Consider the following 22,312-nt stretch of genomic DNA (forward strand, 5'->3'; position numbering starts at 1 on the left):
CCTCGACATACGACGCCACGACCGCCTTCGCGGCATCCTCCACGCATACAGACATGCCGCGTGACCTGCACGGACGAGGTATTCGGCAAGCGCAGCCGGCGGGCCGGCATCGACGACAGCGTCGCCTTCGAGACGAAGGTGGCCATGGCCAAGGAGATGATCAGACGAGCGATCAGGGACAAGATCCCGTTCGGGTGGGTGACGGCAGATGCCGCCTACGGCTTCAGCAAGGGCTGGCGTTCCGAGCTGGAGCAGGCCGATGTCTTCCATGTCATGGCCACCACCCGGCACGACACCGTCGTCACCCGCTGGGCCATCGACCACCCCGTCCATGACCTGTTCCCCGGCCTCCCACGGCAGAAGTGGAAACGCCGCTCATGCGGTGAAGGAGCTCACGGCCGGCGGATCTATGACTGGGCCCGGGTCGAGGTCCGGCCCTGGCACCGCGAGGACCGCCGGCACTGGGTCCTCGCCCGCCGCAGCGTCAGCAGGCCCGAGGAGATCTCCTACTACATCGCCTACTGCCCGGCCGGGGCCACCCTGGATGAGCTGATCCGCATCGCGGGCAGCCGATGGGCCGTGGAGGAATGCTTCCAGACCGCGAAGCAGGAATGCGGCCTGGACGACTACCAAGTCCGCCGCTACCCCGGCCGGCACCGCCACATGACCCTGGCCATGGCCGCCCACGCCTGCCTCACCATCCTGCGCGCCCGCGAGCTGGACGCCGGGAAAGCAGAAACGGATCCTCCCAGCTCATCCACCTCAGCCTCGCCGAGATCCGACGCCTGATCGCCCGACTCACAAACCGCCACCCCACCCCGGTCGACCACATCCTGCACTGGTCGACATGGCGCCGCCGACGCCAGCACCAGGCCCGTGTCAGTCACTACAAACGACGCGGACACAGCCCCTGAGCTGGTCAGCAGTCACGGCAAACACCGTTGCAGTACTAACCCGCGGGCTCGGATCACGCCAAGGCGGCACGACGTCCGTCGGACGGCCACGAACCGATTTTCACCCGCTCAGGGTGGCCCCGCCAGGGGCTCGGATTACTAACCGCACCCACCGACCAGACAGAACAGCCCTGACCAGCGCAAACACCAATCGGGCCATTACACGCTAGAAGTAGCTACAACGAACCCAACCCCTCTCCACACAGAACACATAATCCCTGCTCACACACACCGGCCTCCCCACCAACACCGCCCACCCCGCCTCTCAACGAACCAGCAACACACCAGGCCAGCCACCGCCTCATACACCAACAAGCCCCCTCCGAGCGTCACTACCCGCAGGCGAGGGAGCCACGCGGCGTCAGCCGGCCCAGGGGGTTGCCGGCCGCGCCATCATGGCGAGCAGGTCGAACGTGAGCCCGGCCGCGGCGAGCGCGGTGATCTGCGCATGGTCGTACGCCGGAGCGATCTCGACGACATCGGCGCCGATCGCGTCGAGGTCGGCCAGGCCGAAGAGGATCATCTGCAGCTCACGGGTCGTGAGACCGCCAGGCTCAGGTGTTCCCGTGCCTGGGGCGTTGGCCGGGTCGAGCACGTCGATGTCGATGCTGACGTACACCGGACGGTCGCCGACGCGCGACCGGACGCGGTCGACGACATCGTCGATCCCGCGGCGTGCGATCTCGAGCGTCGTGATCGTCGCGAAGCCGAGCTCCTTGTCGTCGATGAAGTCCTGCGCTGACGGCATGGTGCTGCGGATACCGATATGGGCCGAGTGGTGGACGTCGAGCAGTCCCTCCTCGACCGCGCGACGGAAGGGCGTGCCGTGCACCACGCGAGCACCGAAGATGTTGTCCCACGTGTCGAGGTGGGCATCGAAGTGCACGAGCGCGACCGGGCCGTGCTGGGCGTGGGCCGCCCGCAGCATCGGGAGCGCGATCGTGTGGTCGCCGCCGAGTGTGACGATGCGATCGGCGCTCGCGTAGAGCCCTCGGGCCGCCTGCTCTATCTGGCCGATCGCCTCGCCGATGTCGAACGGCGTCACTCCGACGTCGCCCGCGTCCGCCACTTGCAGCGTCTCCCACGGCTCGACCTCAAGCCCGATGTGGAAGGGGCGCAGCAGCTTCGAGCCGGCCCGCACGGCCTCAGGGCCGAACCGCGCACCGGGGCGGTACGTCGTGCCGGAGTCGAATGGCACGCCGAATACCGCGACGTCGGCCCGGCCGACCTCGTCGAGCCGGGGCAGCCTCGCGAAGGTTGAGGCGCCCGCGTATCGCGGCATCGCCAGGAGCGCGTCGGGTGGCCCGACGATCGTGCGGGTCTCAGTCGCCGACTGGTCCTCGGCCATCGTGATTCCTCCTGGTGAGTGAGCGGGGCACGACCGAGCGTAGGGAGGAGGACGGCCCTGGGAGATCGGGCGATCGACCGAGAACCCCCATCTCCTGTCGGTCGTTCGCACCATGCGGCGCGCAACCCACTGCTGGACAATCACCTCCTAATGATGTTGTCAAGCTGCGGAAGTGAAGCGGAGGTTGCTTTGGTAGTACTGTCCGTCACGGATGAGAGCCCACAGGACGTTCACGCGTCGACGGGCCAGAGCAAGCACAGCCTGGGTGTGCCGTTTGCCTTCGGAGCGTTTGCGTTCGTAGAAGCGGCGCGAATCGTCGCAACTGCGGATGCTGATGAGTGCGGAGGTGTAGAAGACGCATTGCAGGCCGCGGTGATAGCGCCGAGGTCGGTGCAGGTTGCCGCTGACGTTGCCCGAGTCCCGCGGGAGCGGAGAGACTCCAGCGAGGCTGGCGAGGCGGTCGGCGGTGCCGTAGCGGCTCATGTCGCCAGCGGTGGCCGCGAGGAATTCGGCGCCCAGGAGCGGGCCGATGCCGGGCATGCTGGCAATCACGTCGGCGAGCCCGTGGTCGCGAAACCGGGCCGCAATGAGCTTGTCGATCTCGGCGATCTGCTCGTTGAGGCTCATCACCTCCTTGGCCAGGGTGTGGATCACCTGTGCGGTGATCTTCTCCCCGGGGACGGCAGTGTGCTGTCGCTCGGCTGCTTCAAGGACGGCCTCGGCCAGGGCTTCTGGGCTGCGGACCTTGCGGTTGCGCAGCCAGGTCTCCAGGCGGCTGCGGCCGGTGCGTCGCAGGGCGGCTGGGGTCTGGTAGCCGGTCAGCAGGATCAGCGGGCCGACGTTGCCCAGATCGAGCGCCCGCTCCAAGGCCGGGAAGATACAGGTGAGTTGGCCGCGCAGGCGGTTGATCCGGCGGGTGCGATTGGCGTTCAGGTCGGTCCGGCGGCTGGTGAGGACCCGCGGCTCGATGGCGTGCTCGTCGTCCGGCAGCAGGACCGTCAGGTCCCGGCGCATTCGGGCCTGGTCGGCGATGACGGTGGCGTCTTTGGCTTCGGTCTTGCCCATGACCCGGTAGCCGGCCGAGGCCCGGTTGACGGCCAGGCCGGGTATGTGGACGAGGTGCTGGCCGTGATTGAGCAGCACGTTGATCCACAGCGCGGCCATGCCGTCAGCGACGTCGACCGCCCAGGCCACGTCCTGGCCGAGGGCCAGCACATCGGCGAGCAGGGCCAGCAGCTCCGGCTCGTCGTTCAGCACACGCCGCGACAGCAGCCGTTCACCCTGCGCGGTCAGCACCACGCAGTGGTGATGGGTCTTGCCTATGTCCGTACCCGCCCAGATCTGGGCCACCAGTTCCTCCGGCCGTTCGATGACGCTCTGTCTCCCCGGACGACCTCGCCGGCGTGGTCCTACTCAGCGATCCACCCGAAGGCGTTCGCAACTCCTCATCAGCGGCCGAGTCGTCGCGAGACACCGGGCGGCCAGGTGACCGGAACCATCGAGGGCAACCGCATGAAAGCCATACCCGGCGTCTCTGGGCCTCTGGACCTTACGACGGCCCGTCCAACCCACGAACAAGGTAGGACCGCATGACGACTCTGCCCCGGGAGCTGTCCCCCACCGTCGCAGCGGTGTTCGCCGCAGTTGACGCCGAGCGGCAGCGTCTCGGCGTTCCCGGCGCTGTCGTTGCGGTCCGGTCGCCGGACGGCGAGCCGTGGTCGGTCGCCCTCGGGGTCCGTGACATCGCGACCGACGAGCCGCTTGCAGTCGACGCCGTGCTGCGCGTGGGCAGTGTGACCAAGACGATCGTTGCCACCGTGGTCCTGCGCCTGACCGAGAGGGGCGAGCTCGGCCTCGACGACGACATCCTGGCCCACCTGCCGCACGTGCGCGTGCCGAGTGGGGTCACGGTACGTCGCCTGCTCGACATGACCGCTGGGCTGCCGGACTACACGACCGAGGAGTTCATCGAGATCTCGCACACGACGCCGGACCGGGTGTGGGGCCCTCAGGAGCTGCTGGACCTCGCGTTCCGCGAACCACACCGCTTCGCGCCGGGCAGCTCCTGGGACTACTGCAATGCCGGCTACATCCTGCTCGGGATGCTGGCCGAGCACGTGACCGGCGATCTCGTCGAGGACCTCGCGCGGAAACTCGTGCTCGACCCGCTGGGTCTGCACGACACCTCACTGCCCCCGCGCTCCGCCGCCGGGACCTCGCTTCCCGACGCCACGGTGCGCGGCTACCACCGTGTCGGTGCCGAGCTCGTCGACACGACCGACGTCAACCCGTCGTGGGCGTGGACGGCCGGCAACGCCATCTCTACAGCCGACGACCTTGTGGTGCTGGTCGAGGCGCTCGTGCGAGGGGACCTTCTCGCGGAGGAGACCCAGCGGGCACGCCTGGCCGGCGTCCCCGTGCCTGGTACGGACTGGTCCTACGGCCTGGGCATTGCCAACTTCGGCGGCATCTGGGGCCACAACGGTGAGCTACCGGGCTTCCAGGCCTTCGCGGGACACGAGCCGGGCACGGGAAGGACCATCGTCGTCCTCGCCAACGTGGACAAGTCGACCGACGAGGTGAATCCGGCCGACACGCTCGCGGCGCTCGTGCGTCGGCACCTCGCGCCCGGCACTGCCTGAGAACGTAGGTCAGTCGGTCGCGGCCAGCAGCACCGAGACGGGCCGGGTGGCGGCGTCAAACGAGGCGTCCGCGCCGGCGGCCCCGACGCCGCTGAGCCCCCACGGTTCGTAGGTTGCGTTGACGCCGCCCTGCTGCCACGCATTGATCCACACGAGCGCCGCCCGAATGTCCCCAGCGCGCTGCTGGTGCACGGGGTCGTGGGTGTAGACCGTCGCGGCAAGCCCGAAGCCCGTGCCGTTCGCGAGCTCGATGGCCTCGTCGAAGGAGTCGACCACGACGACGGGTGCGACGGGCCCGAACGTCTCCTCACGCATCAGGCGCATGTCGGCCGTCACGCCGGTCAGGACTGTGGCGGGGTAGCCGAACCCGGGACCGTCCGGGACCACGCCGCCGCACAGCACCGTCGCGCCGAGCTCCACGGCCTCGGTGACGTGCGCGTGCACGAGGGAGCGCTGCGTCTCGTCGACGAGCGGGCCGAGGCCCGTCCCGTCACGGTCGGCGTTGAGGGCGTACGCCCCTGCCGCATCGACCAGCGCGGCGATGAACTCCTGAGCGACAGCCCGGTGCACGTAGATGCGCTCTGACGACGTGCATATCTGCCCGCTGTTGACGAACGAGGAGAACGCCACCGCCTGGGCGGTTGCCGCGACGTCGACGTCTGCGTCGACGATCACGGGGTCGTTGCCACCGAGCTCAAGCACCGATCGCTGCAGACGTTGCGCGGCCGCGACCCCCACGGAGCGGCCCGCCTCGACCGAGCCTGTGAAATGCAGCAGCGCGACGTCCTCGTGGGCCGCGAGCGGCCGGCCAGCTCGGGCATCGCCGTGCACGAGGTTGACGACGCCGGGCGGCAGGTCGAGCAGCTCGACGAACCGGGCCGCCGACAGTGGCGACTTCTCCGATGGCTTGAGTACGACAGTGTTACCGGACGCCAGAAGAGGGAGCAGGCTCCCGAGGATCGGGGTGATCGTGAAGTTCCATGGGATGATGAGCCCCACGACCCCCAGGGGGCGCCGCTCGACGACGGTTCGCCCCGATTCGCCTGGCACCGTGACGTCGGCGGCGAATGGGTAGGTCCCGGCGCGCTCGAGTCCCTGGCGCCAGCCTGCGACGCCGCCGGCGATGAACTGCTCCGCGAGCGGGACCGGCTTACCCATCTCGAGGTTCTCGAGGCGGGCGAGCTCCGTGATGTGTTCCTCCACGGTGTCGGCGACCCGCGCGAGGAGCGCAAGGCGCTCGGTCAGGTCGAGAGCGGCCCAACCGTGCTGGGCCGTCACCGAGGAGCGCACTGCGGCGTCGACGTCCTCGGCGGAGCCGACCGGGATGCGGGCGACGACCTCCTCGGTCGACGGGTCGACGATCAGGCGGCTCTCGGGATCGGTCGATGCGACGGCGACTCCGTCGATCAGGTGGTGTAGACGCCTCACGTCAGCTCCTCGTCTCGCAGGTTCAGGTCGTCAGGCGCGCGGCCAGCAGCTCGCCGACCAGGACGCTCGCCAGATGAGTGTTGGCGCGGGGGACGAATGGGAAGACCGACGCGTCGGCGACCCGCAGACCTTCGACGCCAAGCACCCGCCCCTCCGGATCGACGACGGTCGTCGCAGCGGTGGGATCGCCCATGCGACAGGTGCTGGTCGCGTGCTGGGTGTCGACCGCGGTCGCACGCAGGTAGTCCCGCAGTCTCTCCTCAGGACCGTCGAGCACAGCCCACAACTGGGCGTTCGCCGCCCATACGTCCGACGCGGCGATAGCGCCGAAAGCTGGGTGCTCGACGAGCTCGGCGAGCTGCCGGATCCCCGCTGCCAGCCGGTCGACGTCGAGCTCGACGTCGAGCATGTTGAACGACAGCTGGGGTTGAGTGCGGGGGTCCACGCCCCGCAAGCGCAGAGTGCCGCGTGAGTACGTGCGGTTGACGAAAACCCCGACCGCGCCGGCACCCGCCCGCGGCTCGGCCGAGGCCATCGCGAGGGCGTTCTGGTTGAGGGCGACCAACATCATGTCGTTCGTGTCCGGAGTCATCCGGCTGGAGTACCTGACGCAGCAGTTCGTGTGGCGGTCCCAGGGTCTCGCCGTCGCCGCCACCGTGAGCGGGATGCCGATCAGCGCCATGGGATGGTCCTGCATACCCTCGCCGACGGGCAGGTCCGCGTGCACCGCGATGCGCTGTTCAGCCAAATGCCGGGCAGGGCCGATGCCGGAGCGCATCAGGATCGAGGGCGTCGCGGTGGCGCCCGCGCTGAGGACGACGAGGTCCGCGCGCAGCACCTCGCCGTCCGCGAGACGGACCCCGACGGCGCGTCCCGCCTCCAACTCGACGCGGTCGACGAGCGCCCCGCCCCGGATCGTGAGAAGCGGGTTGTCGCGGAGCGGCTCGAGGTAGGCGTCGTGGCAGGAGACCCGCCGGCCCTCGACGGAGTTGGCGGGGTACGGCGAGACGCCGGTCGCGCCCGGCGCGTTGACATCGGGCGTCCACGGCTGGCCCGCGGCGAGCGCCGCGTCGCGCAGCGCGAGGTCGACCGAGCCCCAGGCCTCCTCGGGGTACCGGTGCACCGGGATCGGGCCGTCGGCGCCGTGGAACGGGTCGTCGCCGTGCTCCTGGTCTGACTCGAGGTTGGCGAGGAACGGGAGCACGTCGTCGGCCGACCAGTCGGTGCAGCCGTCGGCCGCCCAGTCGTCGAAGTCCTCCAGAGGCGGGCGGATCGCGATCTGCCCGTTGATGACCGAGCTGCCGCCCAGTCCCTTGCCACGCCAGTAGAGCGAGGGTTCCTGTGTCGCTGTCCGCGAGGCGAGATGGTCCTCCCACAGCAGCGGCTCACTCCCGGGATCCAGGATCGCGGCTAGGGGGTTGGGCGAGCGCCACGACTCAGGTAGCTCGGAGGCCGGGTAGTCACGTCCGGCCTCCAGCAGCAGGACGCGGCGACCTGACCGGACGAGCCCCGCCGCGAGCGCCGACCCGGCCGATCCGGCACCGACAACTATGACCTCGGGAACGGGGGGCTCGGGACGCATGCTCAGCCCCGCCTTGCCGTGACGTCGACTGCGTCGACCGTCAGCTCTGCGAGCGCGTCGGCGAGGGGCTCGACGCCGAAGCCCGGCCCGTCCGGCACTGCGACGACGCCGTCCTTCATGACGATCGGTTCGGTCACGTCCTGGGCGTAGAACCGGCCCGAGCCCGAGATGTCACCGGGCAGCGTGAACCCGGGCAGTCCGGCTAGGGCGATGTTGGCGGCGCGCCCGATGCCGGTCTCCAGCATGCCGCCGCACCAGACGGCGATCCCGTGCGCCTGGGCGAGGTCGTGGATGCGGCGTGCCGCGAGGTAGCCTCCGACCCGGCCGGGCTTGATGTTGATGACGCTCGCGGCGCCCCACGTGATCGCGTCGGCGGCGGCCTGGACCGAAACGATCGACTCGTCGAGGCAGATCGGGGTCGCGATCTGCTGCGCCAGCACGGCGTGCTGACGTAGGTCGTCCTCGGCCAGGGGCTGCTCGATCAGGAGCAGGTCGAACGGGTCCAGCCGGCGCAGGAGCGGTGCGTCCGAGAGCTGGTAGGCCGTGTTCGCGTCGACCTGCAGCGGCACGTCCCCGAACCTCTCGCGCACGGCACGGACCGGCTCGATGTCCCACCCGGGCTGGATTTTGAGCTTGATGCGGGCGTATCCCTCGTCGAGGAAGCCGCCGACCTGGGCGAGCAGATCGGGGATCGACAACTCGATCCCAACGCTCACGCCGGACGGCACGACGTCGCGCGTGACCCCGAGGTGGTCGGCGAAGGCCCGGTCGTCCAGGCGCAGGCCGGCGTCGAGGACCGCCATCTCGAGCGCCCCTTTGGCCATGCGGTGACCCACCACGTGCGCCGTCGTGGTCGCCACGACCTCCGGTGTGACGGTGTGACCCGCGGCTTGCCAGTCCAGCAGCGACGGGACCAGGAATCGTCGCAGCATCTCGCGGGCGCCGTCGAGATACTCCGGCGAGTACGACGGATCGGCCAGGGCGACGCACTCGCCCCAGCCCGTCACGGTGCGGCCGTCCCGCGTCGCCGTGACCCGGACGAGGAGCGGACGTCGCTCGGTCTGTGTCGAGAACGACGTCGTGAACGGATGGACCAGCGGCATCCGGACCGTGATCAGCTCGACGCGATCGATGTGCATTTCAGAGGCTCCTCGTCAGGGTGTAGTGACCACGGCGGTCGAAGTCGGTGACGACCCAGCCGTCGGCGAGCAGCCCGCCGAGGGCCTGCCCCAGGCTGAGTCGCCAGCCGACCGCCAGGTCGGGATCGGTGCGCCGGACCTGCTCGATATCGCTCGGGATGTCGACGCGACAGGTGCGCAGGGCGCGGGCGCGGTCGAGGTCGAGGACGGGTCGTCCGTGCTCGGACCGCAGGACGGCGGCAGGCGGCTCGATGTCGTCGCCGATGGGTCGGCGCGGCCCGGCCGGACGCTCGAGGTCCCGCACCACGAGCACTCGATCGCTGCGCTGGCCACTGTTCAGTCCGTCGCCCATGACGCCATAGAAGTCGGGCAGGTAGGTGTCGACCGTGCAGCCGAGCTTGTGCAGGTTGAAGTACGCGTTGCGGGCGACGAGCGGGTCGTAGGTCCACGTAATGCGGGTGACGCCGCGCTCGAGGCACCAAGCACGTTGGTGGCTCTTGAGCGCATGTCCCCACCCGGTGCCGACCGCGTCGGGACGGACCCCCGCGAGATGGGAGTGGAGGGCCCGCTCGAGTGGTGGGTGGAAGAATCCGACGCAGACGGCCATGAGCTCGTCGCCACGGAACCCGCCCGCGACGTAGTTGCCGGCGTGCGCGAGCGCGGTCAGCAGCTCGGGGTTGACGTGCGACTGCGTGACGTCGACCTGCCAGACGCTAGCCACGAGCTCGGTCGCGGCGACCATGTCGGAGGGCAGGTGCAGCATCCGCAGCTCCGCCCCTGCCTGCTCTACCTCGATCAGTCCCGTCTCAATCGGCACTCCTTGGGTCTCGCTCGTCACGACCGCACCTCTCGCAAGAATCGGTAGCCGAGGTAGAGGCCGCCGGGAACCGGCCGCACCTGCTCCCACCCGGCGATCTCGTCGTTCGTGAACGCGTAGACCCCTGGGACGGTCGACGGGTACAGCTCGATCTCCTGGACGTCGTCGGGCGAGGTGCCGCCGGCGTAGCCCTTGCGTTCGCGTAGGGTGAGGCGCAGCCCGTCCTCGTGCGGGGCGATGTCGGCCACGAACCCGGCCGACTCCCACGATCCGCTCAGTGGCTCAGGCGCCCGCGAGCGGTCCGCGGACAGCACCGCGTGCAGTGCGCCCCCGTCGAGCGTGCGGGCGGCGTCCTCGAAGAGCTCGCGATAGAGGCCGTCGGGGTGGCCACCGGTCGTCAGCAGCGCCACAGCCAGGCTTGTCCCCGGGAAGATTCGCAGATACGAGCGCTGGCCGATCGTGCCGCCGTCGTGCCCGTAGACACGGCTGCCCTGCCAGTCCTGCAGGAACCACCCGAGGCCCCAACCGGACGTCGACACCACGCTGGTGCGTAGGTCGACGTGCTCGGTGGTCATGAGGCGGGCGCTCTCAGCCGACAGGACGCGGGTGCCGTTGGGGGCGAGACCCTCGCGAAGCGCGGTCTCGGCGAAGGTCAGCAGGTCCCCGATACTTGCCGCGATCAGTCCCGCCGGCCCCATCGAGCGCGGCAGTACCCACGTGCTCGCCGGCACGGCGGCGGCGCCGAGCCCCGAGTGTCCGGTCGCCGTCGCGAACCGCGGAGCGTCTTCGGTCAATGTGAATGTGTGGCGCAGTCCGAGCGGTTCGACCAGGTGGGTCCTCACGACCTCGTCCCACGTCGTGCTGCGCAGTACTTCAATGATGCGCCCCGCGACGACGAAGGCTGAGTTGCAGTAGGAGAACCGCTCCCCGCGTGGGTGCAGCCGGTCGGTGCGGGCCAACAGGTCCACGTACGCCTCGACGCAATCGTCGCCGCGACCGGTGTCGGTGAACACGTCGCCCTCGAAGCCGCTGGTGTGTTGCAGGAGTTCGCGGACCGTGACGTCGGGAGCGTCGTCGCCGAGCCGGAAGTCAGGGAGGACGCTGCGCACCGTGGCGTCGAGGTCGAGCAGACCCTCTTCGACGAGCTGGAGCACGAGCATCGTCGTCCAGACCTTGCTGATCGACCCGATCTGGAACACGCTTTCGTCCGTCACGGGGACACCTGTCGAGATGTCGAGCACGCCGGACGACAGGGCGAGTCGGTTAAGCACGCTCCCGTCGTCGGTCAGCTGTACGATGCCGAGCTGGGCGCCCACGACGCCGTACCGCTCCCGCAGGAGGTCGAGCCGACGCTGCCACGCGGCGGCGTCGCGGGCAGCCGGTGATGTTGCCGCGGGTCGCGGCACCGTGTCCACCGCTGGGCGCGTGTACCGCTCAACCCATTCGATCAGCCGCCGCTGGTAGTCGAGCCGGTGCTCGACCGATCCCGCGACGACAAACAGGTGCCCGCCGCCCGGGTATACGACGAGCCGGCTCGGGACGGCCTGGATCCGTAGGGCCGAGAACCACTCCTGGGCCTGCGTGCTCGGGCACGTCTCGTCGTGCTCGCCGTGCAGCACGAGGGTCGGGGTCGTGACCTGGTCAACGCGAGCGATCGGCGAGCGCTCGGCAAGGCGCCCGACATCGGTCGGCTCAAGACCCGCGGTGGCCGCCGAGAAGAACCCCTCGGGCTCGAGCCGCTGACCGGCGAGAGCTGCGAAGTCGCACAAGAGGCCCCCGGCGACGGCCGCGGCGAAGCGGTCGGTGTGCGCCGTGAGCGCGCACGTGGAGAGCCCGCCGTAGCTGTAGCCCGTGACCGCCAGCCGGTCCGGGTCCGCGAGGCCTTCAGCGACGAGCGTGTCGACGGGCTCGAGGAAGTCTGGCAGGTCGACCCGCGCCCATCCGCCGTGGACTGCCGTCAGGAAGTCCTCGCCATAGCCGTCCGAGCCGCGGGGGTTGAGCGTCAGGACGCGCCAGCCTCGGTGCGCCAGGACCTGGTGGTAGAGGTGCACTTCGTCGGCGACCCCGCTCCACGCATTGTGCGGACCGCCGTGGACGTCGAGCAGCAGGGGCGCCGCGCCCGACGTGCCGGGCGACGACAGGAGCCAGCCGTGCACGACGGTGCCGTCGCTGATCGTGAAGGATCGCGGCTCGGGGCGCAGCAGTTCGACGTCCGGGAGGGCGTCACGCATCAGCATCGTGAGCTCGCGATGCTCGCCCGTCCCCAGGTCCACGAGGGCGACCTCCGCGAATGAGTCCTGGGTCGTGACGACGACGGCGGCGCGCGCGCTCGCGGCTGCGACGGACAGCGCCGAGACGACTCGGTGGTCCTCGGCGACGATCGGCCGAGGCGCGCCTCCGGCCAGGTCGACCCCGTAGAGGTGCGTCCACCCTCGGTTGCGCGCGCAGAACAGGACCTGCGCGCCATCGTGCGTCAGCGTGGGACGCCCCCCGGGGTAGCCGACGGCGCCTGGCATGACGTTGAGGTCGAGTTCCGCGGTCAGGTCCTCGTCCGGCCTGCCGTCCAAGTACAGGCGCAGCAGACGGGTGTGGCCGATCGCCATGGTGCGATGGCCGACCACGATGACCGATCCGCCGTCGGGCGTCCACAGGAGTGGCCCAGTGACGCCCGTCGCCGAACCGACGCGCCGGGCTGGCGCCAATAGGTCGTCGACGTCGATGACGTGCACGGCACGCTCCCGCTCGACGTCGGCGCGCGGCGAGGTGCCCGCGGCGAAGGCGAGCAGCGTGCCATCCGGGGACCAGGCGGGTTCCCCCGCGTCGGCGTCGCCGTCGGTGACCTGACGCGTGCTGCCGTCGGCGAGGTCCAGCACGACGACCTGGTATCGCACACTGCCGAGCCACCCCACGCCGTCGGTCTTCTGGTCAAGCGTGTCGACCACGATCGGCGCCTGCGGGTCGCCCGCGCCGCGCTCCACCGGGGCGAGGAAGGCGACGCGACGGCTGGAGGCGTCGACGACCGGCCGCCCCGCACCGAGCGGCAGCGTCGTGAGCTGCACGGGCTCGCCGGTTGGCGGCAGCAGGTGCAGCTGCGGCACGCCGTCGACACGCCGCAGGAACAGCAGCCCGGCCGGGCCGAACTCAGCGCCGCTGTCGTCGGGACCACTGGTCAGGCGACGTTCGCCACCGTGCTCGTCGACCTCCCACAGCGAGGTCACGGTGCGGCCGTCGACGACCTGGCGACGGGTCAGCACGACGGCTGAGCCGTCGGGGCGGATCGCCGTCTCGGTCACGGTGACGACCCGGTGGAGGTCGTCGAGGCAGGCGGCGCGCGGCGTCATGAGGCGGCTCCTCGGTACAGGGACGGGGTGTCGACGAGCGAGCCGGCGAACCGGGGCACGGCGCGGATCAGTTCACGGGTGTACGAGTGCTCGGGGGCGTCGATGACTCGCGTCGTCGGGCCGGTCTCGACGACCCGACCGTCCTTCATGACGGCCACCTCGTCGCAGAGCTGGCGCACGACCGCGAGGTTGTGGCTGATGAAGAGCACGGTGAGGTCGAGCTCCTGTTGCACCTTGCGGAGCAGGTTGAGCACGGTGCCTTGCACCGAGACGTCGAGGGCGGAGGTGATCTCGTCGGCCAGCAGGACCCGGGGCGACGCGGCGAGCGCCCGCGCGATCGCGACGCGTTGCCGCTGCCCGCCCGAGAGCTGCGAGGGCAGGTCGTTGGCGCGGGCCGGGTCGAGCTCGACGGTTTCCAGCAACCTGACGACCTCCGCGCGACGCCTAGCGCGACCTCGTACGGTGCGCTCACGTCCTTGCTGATCTCGCTGTGCGAACCCGCGCACCTCGAGAGCCTCCTCGACGGACGCACCCACCGTCATGCGCGGGTCGAGCGAGGAGCTCGCGTCCTGGAAGATCATCTGCACGTCGCGCCGCGCGGCGGCGACACGGCCCCGGGCGCGCACGACGTCGGTGCCGCCGACCAGGATGCGACCCGCGTACGGCTCGTGGAGACCCACGACGGCCCGCGCCAGAGTCGACTTGCCGGACCCGGACTCGCCGACCAGGCCGACGGTCCGGCCGCTTGCGACGGTCAGGCTGACGTCGCGCACGGCGTCGTGGGCAGACGACCCGCTGCCGTAGCGGACATGGACGTTCTCAAGGACCAGGTCGGTCACGATCGGCTCCTCACGGGCTCGGTCGGGAACTCCACGTCCTCGGCGATCGTCGCGAACTCCGTGCCGGGCTCGGCCTCGAGGTGCGGGACGGCCTCCACGAGGGCGCGGGTGTAGGGGTGCTGGGCGCAACCTGCGGCGAGTTCCTCGGCACTGAGGTCCTCGACTATCGCGCCCCGGTACATCACGAGGACGCGCGTGCAGAACGACGAGACCAGTGCGATGTCGTGCGACACCAACAGCAACGCCGTGCCGTTGACCTCGTTGATCTCGGAGAGCAGGCTCATGACCTCGCGCTGCACCGTGACGTCCAGCGCGGTCGTGGGCTCGTCGGCGATCAGCAGCGCGGGCTTGCTCATCAGGCCCATCGCCATCATCGTGCGCTGCCGCATGCCGCCGGAGAACTCATGCGGGTAGCGGCGCGCGCGCCGCGCCGCGTCGGGGATCCGCACGGCGTTGAGACGGTCGATCGCCCGGTCGTGCGCGTCCTTGCGGCGGAGCCCCCCGTGCAGCAGACCGACCTCAGCAACCTGCGTGCCGACGTGCACGGCCGGGTTGAGCGACGTCGACGGGTCCTGGAACACGAACGCCATGCGCGTGCCCAGGTGCTGCGCCAGACTGGTGGACGTCCGGTCCGAGACCCGGCCGTCGACTGCGAGCTCGGTTCCGTCGAAATGCACCGACGACGCCGCGACCTTCAGGGGCGCCTCGAGCAGCGCCGCGACGGCCATACACGTCAGCGACTTGCCGGAGCCCGACTCTCCGACGACACCGACGATCTCTCCTCGACCCACGTCGAAGCTCACGCCGCGGACCGGCGTGGCCCAGGTGGTGCCACGAGGCGTGCTGACCCGCAGGTCTCGCACCCGCAGGACGGGGTCATCGGTGACGTGCAGCGGCACGACGGCGTCGGTCGATGAAGCAGGATGGCGCCGCAGCCGGCGCGCGGGCGGGTGCAGGCCGAACGCCCGTGAAAGGTTTTCGCCCAGGAGGGCGAACGTGACGCCCGCGAAGACGATCGCGGCGGCCAGCCCGAGCGAGGGGGCCGCGTTGACATAGATGCCGTCAAGGCTCTCGTTGAGCATCCGCCCCCAGTCGTAACGCGGCGCCTGCACTCCGAGGCCGAGGAACGACAGACCCGTCGCGGCGACCAGCGCCGTGCCCGCACTGATGCTCGCATTGACGATGAGTGGGTCACGCACGTTCGGCAGCACGTGGCGCGTCAGGATCCGGAATCGTCCGACCCCGAGAATCCGGGCCGCGGCGACGAAGTCACGTCCCGCGACCGAAGAGCCCAGTGTCTGCGTCAGGCGCGCAAAGGCCGGCGCCATCGCCAGGCCGATCGCCACGGTCACGCTGACCGCGCCGACCCCCAGGACGATCGACACCACGATCGCGAGGAGCAGTGCCGGGAAGGCCAGCGTCACCCCGAGGACGCCGTTAACCATCCGGGCCATCCAACGCGGGGCGACGGTCGGCAGGAGGCCCAGGGCGACGCCGACCGATACTCCGATGAGTGTTGCGAGGATCGCTGTCACAACCGAAAGTTGGGTCGCACTCAGGAGCTGTGCGAGAACGTCGTGACCGCCGGCGTCGGTTCCGAGCGGATGCTCCGCACTGGGCTTGGCCGAGAGCTGGGTCAGGTCGGCAACCGCGGCTGTGCCGCCCCAGATCATAGGGCCGAAGATCGCGAAGAACGCGAGCGCTACGAGGGCCAGCGACGTAACGATCCCGAGGGGCGATCGGAGAGCCACGAACACGGTGTGCCGCGAGGCCGGCGAGCCGGCAACGTCACTGGTGGAGGGGGGCATAGAGGTTGTCGCCATTCTCAGGTGTCCTTGAGTGCTGAGCGAGGGTCCAGGCAGACCAGGGCGATGTCGATGATGAGGTTGGCAACGAGCACGATCAGGCCGTACACGATGACGATTCCCTGTGCGAGCGGGAAGTCCTTGCTTCTCACGGCGTCCACGATCGTCAGCCCGAGACCCGGCCACGAAAAGATGGTCTCAATCAGCACAGTGCCCGCCACCAAGGAGGCGAGAACGATGCCTGCGATCGTCAGCGAGGAGGTCATGAGGTTCGGCAGCGCGTGACGAAAGTAGAGGCGACGCCGTGGCATCCGCTTCGAACGAGCGGTACGCATGTAATCCTGTTGGAATACCGTCAATGCCTCGACTCGGACGATTCTGGAGACCGCAGCCGCGGTCCCGATCGACAACGCCGATACCGGTAGTACGTACGAGCTCGGTCCCGCGCGTCCCGCAACGGGAAGTACGTGGCTCTGAACCGCGAAGAGATACACGAGTGCGACGCCTGTGAGAAATTCGGGGATGACGGCGAGCAGTCCGCTCATCGTGGTGTACGCCACGTCGAGGAATTGCCGTCGGCCACCCCTGGTGAACGCGGCAGCCAGGATCCCGAGCGGCACAGAAACCAGCAGCACGACCGCCAAGGACAGGAACGTGAGTTCTAGAGTTGCTGGCAAGCGTTGTTCGATAACCGTCGTGACTGGCAAGTGCAGCGAGAACGAATCTCCGAGATCCCAGGTAAGCAGACCCTTCCAGAACTCCACGTACTGCATCCACAGGGGATCGTTCAGGCCCAAGCTCTCACGTTGCCTCTCGACGACCGCCGCAGTCGCATTGATTCCAAGCGCATTTCGGACTGGATCTCCAGGGATCAACCGGATCATCAAGAAGGCAACCGTCGCCAGGGCAACCACCGAATAGGCGAGCCGTGCGAGCCGTCGCAGGATGAAGGCGCCCAGTTGCCTTTCCCCAGCTCGGCCGACTCTCGATGTTGTTGCCTGAGACTCGAGGTCGTCCGTCGGCAGGGCGCGAATCGGATCAGTAGTCACGTCAGGCTCACTTCAGCACACGGATGGCAGAGCCAGGAAGAACGCCGCCTACCGGCGGATAGAGCGCGGTGGCCCCATTGAAGTACATGGGGTATGGCGTAACGGATACGGGAACAAGGTCAGCACTCGCCATCAGCGCCTTCTCCGCGTTTTTCCAACCCTTGCACGCGTCGTCACCAGTCAGACGAGCCGCTGCAGATACACGACTGTTGTAATCCTTGTTGTCGATCGACGCGAAGTTGGTCCCCGCGGGTGCGGCCGGGCCCGACAGGTATTGCGGGTAGATCGCCGGCGTTCCGGTTTGCAGGTTGAGTCCGAGCGTTGCCGACCAGCCCGACGGGTCTTTGGCTGCAAATGTCTTGCTGATGACGTAGTTCTCGTCGCCACCATCGAGCTTCACCTTGGCCCCAGCGGCCTCCCATTGCTTCGCGACGTATTCGGCCCCAGCGGTCCCCGTGTCCGTGCTGTTGTCGTATACCAGTTTGATCGTCGGGGACGCACCCGCCGCGTGCAGAGCGCGATTGGCCGCGTCCGGGTCATAGGCAGGCAGATTCCCGGAAACAGAGTCGTAGGTGCACAAGCTCGGGTGCTCGGAGAGAAGCGAGGTCGCGCGTTCACCCGTGCCGCCAGTGACGATCTTTGTGAGGGTATCGAGGTCGATCGCCTGGGTCAGCGCTCGTCGTACGTCGACGTCAGCTGTCGGGAGCCCCTGGTAGTGGTTGTAGATGATCATCCCGGACATGGCCGGTGATGGGAGTGACTTGAGAGCAGTCAGGCGCGCCTCATCCTTTCCGCTCACCATGGCCGCGTTGAGTCCGCCGGAGAGCAGGAGGTTCGCTCGGGTCGACGGACTTGGCGCGATCTTGATCGTGACGGTCTTGGGCATCCCGGGCGTCTCGGAGGTGCTGTGCTCCGGCCCCCACGTGTATCCGGCCCTCCTGGTCAGCTTGATCGAATCGCCGGCCACCACGTGGTCAATGACGAACGGTCCCGTTCCATCACTGCCGGACGTCAGGGTCTTCGGGTCCTTCAGGCCGTGTTCGCACACCATCTGCTGACCCCCAAGGTTGTTCAGCATGAACGGCCGCGGCTTTGAGGTGGTGACGGTGAGGACATTCCCCTTGGCGCTTGCCTTGGCGTCGGACGGCACGACCGATTCGAGACGCGGCGACTTGTGTGCTGGGTCCACGATCCAATTGAGGTTGTCCGCCGCCGTTTGCGCGGTGAAAGGAGTGCCGTCAGCGCACGTGATGTTGTTGCGAAGCGTGTAGGTGACCTTGGTCGGACTCTCGGTCCAGCTCTGTGCAAGGAAAGGCGATAGCTTGCCCGTCTTGGGATCGACCGAGAGGAGGCTGTCGTAGGAGTACGCACCAACGATCTGCGCATTGACGAGGTTGGTGACCAGCGGGTTCAGGTCACCAGGATCCGAGTCGACCGCGACGGTGAAGGCGGCGTCAGTCGCGAACCCGCCCCCAGACGACGCGTCCGAGCCGCCGCAGGCCGCAAGGCCCGACGTGGCCGCGAGAAGAATGGGGAGAGCAAGAATGCGCTTGTTCACGGAGGCCGCCCCTTTTGACGTGATGTGGATCGGGTCACATCCTCGATCGTCGATCCGCGCCGCTCATCGGACGTTCGTCCAATCCCTGACCTGGACTCCTGGACGAGCGCACGAACCACCGGGTGGCGAGTGTGGCGCGACAGGCTCAGGCCGGTCGCGAACACGCGTCCAGACGCAACTGCAGCAGCAGGCCGAAGCGCGTGTCGGGGTCACCGAGGTCGACGTCGGCGATCGCCTCGACCCGCTCCAGGCGATACCGGAACGTGTTCTTGTGAACGTGGACCTCGCGCGCCGCAGCGGTCACGTTGCCGAAGTGCTCAAGCCAGGCGCGCAGGGTCGCGACGAGCTCGGTCTCGTGGCCCGCGTCGTACGCGCGCAGCGCCACGAGCGGTCCGCCGAGCTCGATGCCGTCGGCGGCGAGGGAGTCGCCGATCCTCAGCATCAGGGCCTCGACCTGCACCTCGGCGGAGCGGGCGACCCGTCGCTCCTCGTGCGGCCGGGCGCGCAGGACCCGCAATGTGGCCTCGGCGTCGCGGCGCGAGGCCGACAGGTCACGCACGTCGGCGACGACCCCGCCGATCCCGGCGCAGAATTCGGTCGAGGTGTCGAGCCGCCCGACGAACTCGGTCGCATGCTGCTGCACTGCCGTGAGCGTGCGCTCGTCGGCGGCTCGGAGCGGGACGACCGCGTGCACGAGTCCGCCGATCGGCACCGCAACCGCCCGCGGATACACCGACCGCAGGTGCATCCGCAGGGCTGCGGCGGCGCGCTGGGTGTCCGAAACCGTGCGGATCTCGTCGTCGTCCACCAGGGGACCCAACACGAGGACGCATGCGGGCGAGGTCTCGAACCCGAGTTGTTGGGCGGCCTCAAATGCCTCCGAGCCTCCATCAAGGAGCTGCGACCCAAGCGACTCGGCCACTCGCTGGGCGGCGTCGGCGCTGACCCGCGCCCGCAGTATCGCGAGGGCCACGAGCTGGGCGGCCTCGACCATGACCTGCTCGCGCCCGGCGTCGAACGGCTCGGGCGTCACGGCCCAGATCGAGCCGAGCACCTCGTCGCCGGCCTGGATCCGCATCGCGACCCGCGGCATCGTGCCGGGCGCAGGCTCAGCCAGGAAGATCGGCCGCTCGGACCCGTAGATGACCGGGAAGACGCCCTGCGTGCGCTGGTAAGCGCTGTACATCTCGGGAACCTGCAGACCCAGGATCGTGAGGCGGCGCGGTTCATCGGTACCGACCTGGTCGGCCGAGAACGCGACGACGCGCGACGACCGGTCCTCGATCGTCACGGGAGCCCCGAGCAGCGTCGACAGGGAGTCGGCCAACGTGAACAGGTCCCTGGCGGAGTCGCCGCCGTACTCCGGACCCTCCGGACCCAGGTTGAGCGCGCCGCTCAGCAGCGTCGCGACCTGCACCCACGACGCCCCCCGGACGAGGCTGAAGACCGAGACGTTCCCCTCTTCGGCGACCTCGGCCACCTCGCGCCCCACGGTCAGCGGCTCGCGGACGATGAGCGCCGCGGCGCCGGCGTCACCCGCCGCCTGCACGAGGTCGGCAAGGTCGCGGTCTGTGGCGACCGCCACGGCGAGCACGATCGCGTCCCGCGTGATATCCGGGGGGTCCAGCGGGTCGTACAGCACGACTGTTGACACGGTGCGCGTGGCTTGGTGCTTGCCGGCCTCGAGCGTCAGCAGGGTCGACCCCAGGCGCTCGGTCAGCCGTCCCAGAGGCGTCGTGAAGACAGGGATGGGCATGGGTCGACAGTACAGCCGGGAGGAGTAGATTTCGGTCGATCGCACTATCAGACAACCCCCTCACGAGCGCAGAATGGCGGGGCCCAGCACGACGAGCACAGGAGCCAGCGGTGAAGGTGTACATCTCGGTCGACATGGAGGGCGTCGCGGGCATCGCGACCCTCGACCAGATCGTCCGCGGCGGCTCCGGGTATCCCCGCGCCCAGGAGCTCATGACTCAGGAGGCCAATGCAGCGATAGCGGGCGCCTTCGAGGGCGGCGCGACCAGCGTGGTGGTCAACGACTCGCACGGCACGATGGACAACCTGCTGCACGACCGGCTCGACCCACGTGCCCGGCTCGTGTTCGGCGCCCCAAAGGCGCAGTGCATGGCGGAGGGCCTGACCGACGACTGCGCCGTCGCCCTGTTCGTGGGGTATCACGCGCCGGCCGGCGCTCCGGGGGTCCTGGCTCACACGTTCTCGGCCTACTTCGGCGAGGTGCGGGTCGACGGCGCCCAGGTCTCCGAGGCCGAGGTCAACGGGCTCTACGCGGCCTCGCTCGGCGTGCCCGTCGGTCTCGTGACAGGCGACGACGTTATCGGCGCGATCGCGTCCGACGTGTTCGCAGGAGCGACGGTCGTGACGGTCAAGAAGGCTCACGGCTTCTCGGCGACCGACACGGTCGCGCCGAGCGTCGCGCTCGGCCTCGTGCGCGAGGGTGCCGCCCATGCCGTCGCGGGCGCCGCCTCGTTGCCGCGCCCTGCCGCGGGCACTCCCTTGAGGCTCGAGGTCGACATGCCTTCGCCCGTGGCCGCAGAGCTCAGCGCCTGTATCCCTGGCTGCACCCGTACGGCCGACCGCACGGTCGCGGCGGTCCTCGAGAGCGCGGAGGACGTGTTGGGGCTCATCACGGTGCTCTACGAGCTCGCGCTGAGCAGCGAACGCGCACGACAAGCGATCACGAACCGTCGCTGACCAGGTCGAGAACCAGCGCAGCCAACAGCTCGGCGCGCGGCGTGATCCACGCGACCTCGGCATGCTCGTCGCGGGCGTGTGCGCCACCTCCCACCGCCCCGAGTCCGTCGAGCGTCGGGACGCCGGCACCAGCCGTAATGTTGCCGTCGGAGGCCCCGCCAACCGCCATGCTCGTGAGCAGCGGCTGGCCGAGGTCTGCGGCCAGCCGGGCCGCCCGCGCGAACAGGTCGCCCGACGCCGCCGCTTCGAGAGGCGGGCGGTTGATGCCGCCGTGCACCACGACGATCGCCTCGGCGACACCGACGCCCAGTGCTCGGACCGCAGTATCGACCCGCTCCTGCTCGGCGACCGTGCGGGCTCTGACGTCGACCGCGACCGTCGCCCGGGCGGGCACGGTGTTGGCCGCCGTACCGGACGCCATGAGCGTGGGCGTAACGGTGGTGCCGACAGCGGGATCAGCCAGGTCGGCCAGCGCAAGGACGAGCTCCGCCACACCGAGTGTCGCGTTGACGCCGCGCTCGGGTTCCAGGCCGCTGTGCGCCGCCCGGCCGAGCACCTCGAGCTCGTAGAGCGACACGCCTTTGCGCTGGGTCTTCAGCGCACCGCCCGGACCGGCGGCCTCGAGTACCAAGGCGGCTCTACAGCCGGAAGCCTCGGTCTCGATCAGGCCGCGTGACGTGGTCGATCCGATCTCCTCGTCACCCGTCACGAGCACGGTGACCCGGTCGAGCACCGTGTCACCGTGTCTGGCACGGAGCAGCGCCAGCGCGTGGACGACCTGTACGACACCGACGAGCATGTCGAAGCACCCCGGCCCGCGGACGACCCCATCCTCGACGGAGAACGGCAGATCCGCAAGGGTGCCGATCGGCCAGACAGTGTCGTGGTGGCCGAGCAGCAGGACCTGGCTGTCGCAGCCTCGCAGTACAACGTGGTCGACCCCGTCGACCCGCACGATCTCGGGGCGTCGACCCAGCCGCCGCTCCACGACGTCGGCCACGACCCGGGCCGAACGGGCCACCGCGTCGCGGTCCGTCGAGGGTGACTCGACCTGGACGAGCCGCTCCAGGTCGGCGAGGAACTTATGGAGGTCCACGGC

General features: G+C 69.3%; 16 protein-coding genes. 3 read left to right on the forward strand and 13 right to left on the reverse strand.

Annotation, left to right across the window (positions count from 1 at the left end; all coding sequences use genetic code 11):
• Positions 1–45: 45 nt before the first annotated feature.
• The gene (locus tag ACFXB5_RS38145) at positions 46–789 is read left to right on the forward strand and encodes an IS701 family transposase (RefSeq protein ID WP_385217156.1); all 744 of its coding nucleotides are present in this window, start codon (positions 46–48) and stop codon (positions 787–789) included.
• Positions 790–1,314: 525 nt separating this feature from the next.
• On the opposite strand, the gene speB is transcribed toward ACFXB5_RS38145, so the two are convergent.
• Together speB and ACFXB5_RS38155 are read right to left on the reverse strand one after the other, a co-directional pair.
• On the reverse strand, positions 1,315–2,301 hold the full coding sequence (gene speB / locus ACFXB5_RS38150; protein WP_385217107.1) for an agmatinase: 987 nt from the start codon (positions 2,299–2,301) through the stop codon (positions 1,315–1,317).
• 159 nt (positions 2,302–2,460) lie between these two features.
• Complete coding sequence (locus ACFXB5_RS38155; RefSeq protein WP_385217110.1) at positions 2,461–3,651, reverse strand: IS110 family transposase; 1,191 nt, start codon at positions 3,649–3,651, stop codon at positions 2,461–2,463.
• A 239-nt stretch (positions 3,652–3,890) separates the two neighbouring features.
• Between ACFXB5_RS38155 and ACFXB5_RS38160 the strand changes: the two genes are divergently transcribed.
• On the forward strand, positions 3,891–4,943 hold the full coding sequence (locus ACFXB5_RS38160; RefSeq protein ID WP_385217113.1) for a serine hydrolase domain-containing protein: 1,053 nt from the start codon (positions 3,891–3,893) through the stop codon (positions 4,941–4,943).
• Positions 4,944–4,952: 9 nt separating this feature from the next.
• On the opposite strand, the gene ACFXB5_RS38165 is transcribed toward ACFXB5_RS38160, so the two are convergent.
• The 10 genes from ACFXB5_RS38165 to ACFXB5_RS38210 form a co-directional block, all read right to left on the reverse strand.
• On the reverse strand, positions 4,953–6,371 hold the full coding sequence (locus ACFXB5_RS38165; protein ID WP_385217115.1) for an aldehyde dehydrogenase family protein: 1,419 nt from the start codon (positions 6,369–6,371) through the stop codon (positions 4,953–4,955).
• Positions 6,372–6,393: 22 nt separating this feature from the next.
• Positions 6,394–7,953 (reverse strand): GMC family oxidoreductase, encoded by a 1,560-nt coding sequence (locus tag ACFXB5_RS38170; protein ID WP_385217117.1) that lies wholly within the window; start codon positions 7,951–7,953, stop codon positions 6,394–6,396.
• 2 nt (positions 7,954–7,955) lie between these two features.
• The gene (gene menC, locus ACFXB5_RS38175) at positions 7,956–9,092 is read right to left on the reverse strand and encodes an o-succinylbenzoate synthase (protein WP_385217120.1); all 1,137 of its coding nucleotides are present in this window, start codon (positions 9,090–9,092) and stop codon (positions 7,956–7,958) included.
• A gap of 1 nt (position 9,093) precedes the next feature.
• Complete coding sequence (locus ACFXB5_RS38180) at positions 9,094–9,930, reverse strand: GNAT family N-acetyltransferase (RefSeq protein ID WP_385217122.1); 837 nt, start codon at positions 9,928–9,930, stop codon at positions 9,094–9,096.
• Complete coding sequence (locus ACFXB5_RS38185; RefSeq protein WP_385217123.1) at positions 9,927–13,250, reverse strand: serine hydrolase; 3,324 nt, start codon at positions 13,248–13,250, stop codon at positions 9,927–9,929. The genes ACFXB5_RS38180 and ACFXB5_RS38185 overlap by 4 nt, the downstream gene beginning before the upstream one ends.
• Positions 13,247–14,089: an ABC transporter ATP-binding protein gene (locus tag ACFXB5_RS38190; RefSeq protein ID WP_382011850.1), complete on the reverse strand. Its 843-nt coding sequence runs from the start codon at positions 14,087–14,089 to the stop codon at positions 13,247–13,249. Before ACFXB5_RS38190 ends, ACFXB5_RS38185 begins: the two co-directional genes overlap by 4 nt.
• Positions 14,086–15,912, reverse strand: a complete 1,827-nt coding sequence (locus ACFXB5_RS38195; RefSeq protein WP_385217127.1) for a dipeptide/oligopeptide/nickel ABC transporter permease/ATP-binding protein — start codon at positions 15,910–15,912, stop codon at positions 14,086–14,088. The genes ACFXB5_RS38190 and ACFXB5_RS38195 overlap by 4 nt, the downstream gene beginning before the upstream one ends.
• A gap of 2 nt (positions 15,913–15,914) precedes the next feature.
• Positions 15,915–16,943, reverse strand: a complete 1,029-nt coding sequence (locus tag ACFXB5_RS38200) for an ABC transporter permease (protein WP_385217129.1) — start codon at positions 16,941–16,943, stop codon at positions 15,915–15,917.
• 7 nt (positions 16,944–16,950) lie between these two features.
• A complete protein-coding gene (locus tag ACFXB5_RS38205; RefSeq protein WP_385217132.1) occupies positions 16,951–18,501 on the reverse strand; it encodes an ABC transporter substrate-binding protein in 1,551 nt (516 codons plus the stop codon).
• 145 nt (positions 18,502–18,646) lie between these two features.
• The gene (locus tag ACFXB5_RS38210) at positions 18,647–20,257 is read right to left on the reverse strand and encodes a PucR family transcriptional regulator (RefSeq protein ID WP_385217134.1); all 1,611 of its coding nucleotides are present in this window, start codon (positions 20,255–20,257) and stop codon (positions 18,647–18,649) included.
• A gap of 110 nt (positions 20,258–20,367) precedes the next feature.
• Between ACFXB5_RS38210 and ACFXB5_RS38215 the strand changes: the two genes are divergently transcribed.
• Complete coding sequence (locus tag ACFXB5_RS38215; RefSeq protein ID WP_385217136.1) at positions 20,368–21,213, forward strand: M55 family metallopeptidase; 846 nt, start codon at positions 20,368–20,370, stop codon at positions 21,211–21,213.
• On the opposite strand, the gene ACFXB5_RS38220 is transcribed toward ACFXB5_RS38215, so the two are convergent.
• Positions 21,197–22,309, reverse strand: a complete 1,113-nt coding sequence (locus tag ACFXB5_RS38220; protein ID WP_385217139.1) for a M20/M25/M40 family metallo-hydrolase — start codon at positions 22,307–22,309, stop codon at positions 21,197–21,199. The two genes, ACFXB5_RS38215 and ACFXB5_RS38220, sit on opposite strands and share 17 nt — an antisense overlap.
• Positions 22,310–22,312: the final 3 nt, after the last annotated feature.

The organism is Streptomyces sp. NPDC059455 (assembly GCF_042750115.1).
GTDB lineage: Bacteria > Actinomycetota > Actinomycetes > Streptomycetales > Streptomycetaceae > Streptomyces > Streptomyces endocoffeicus.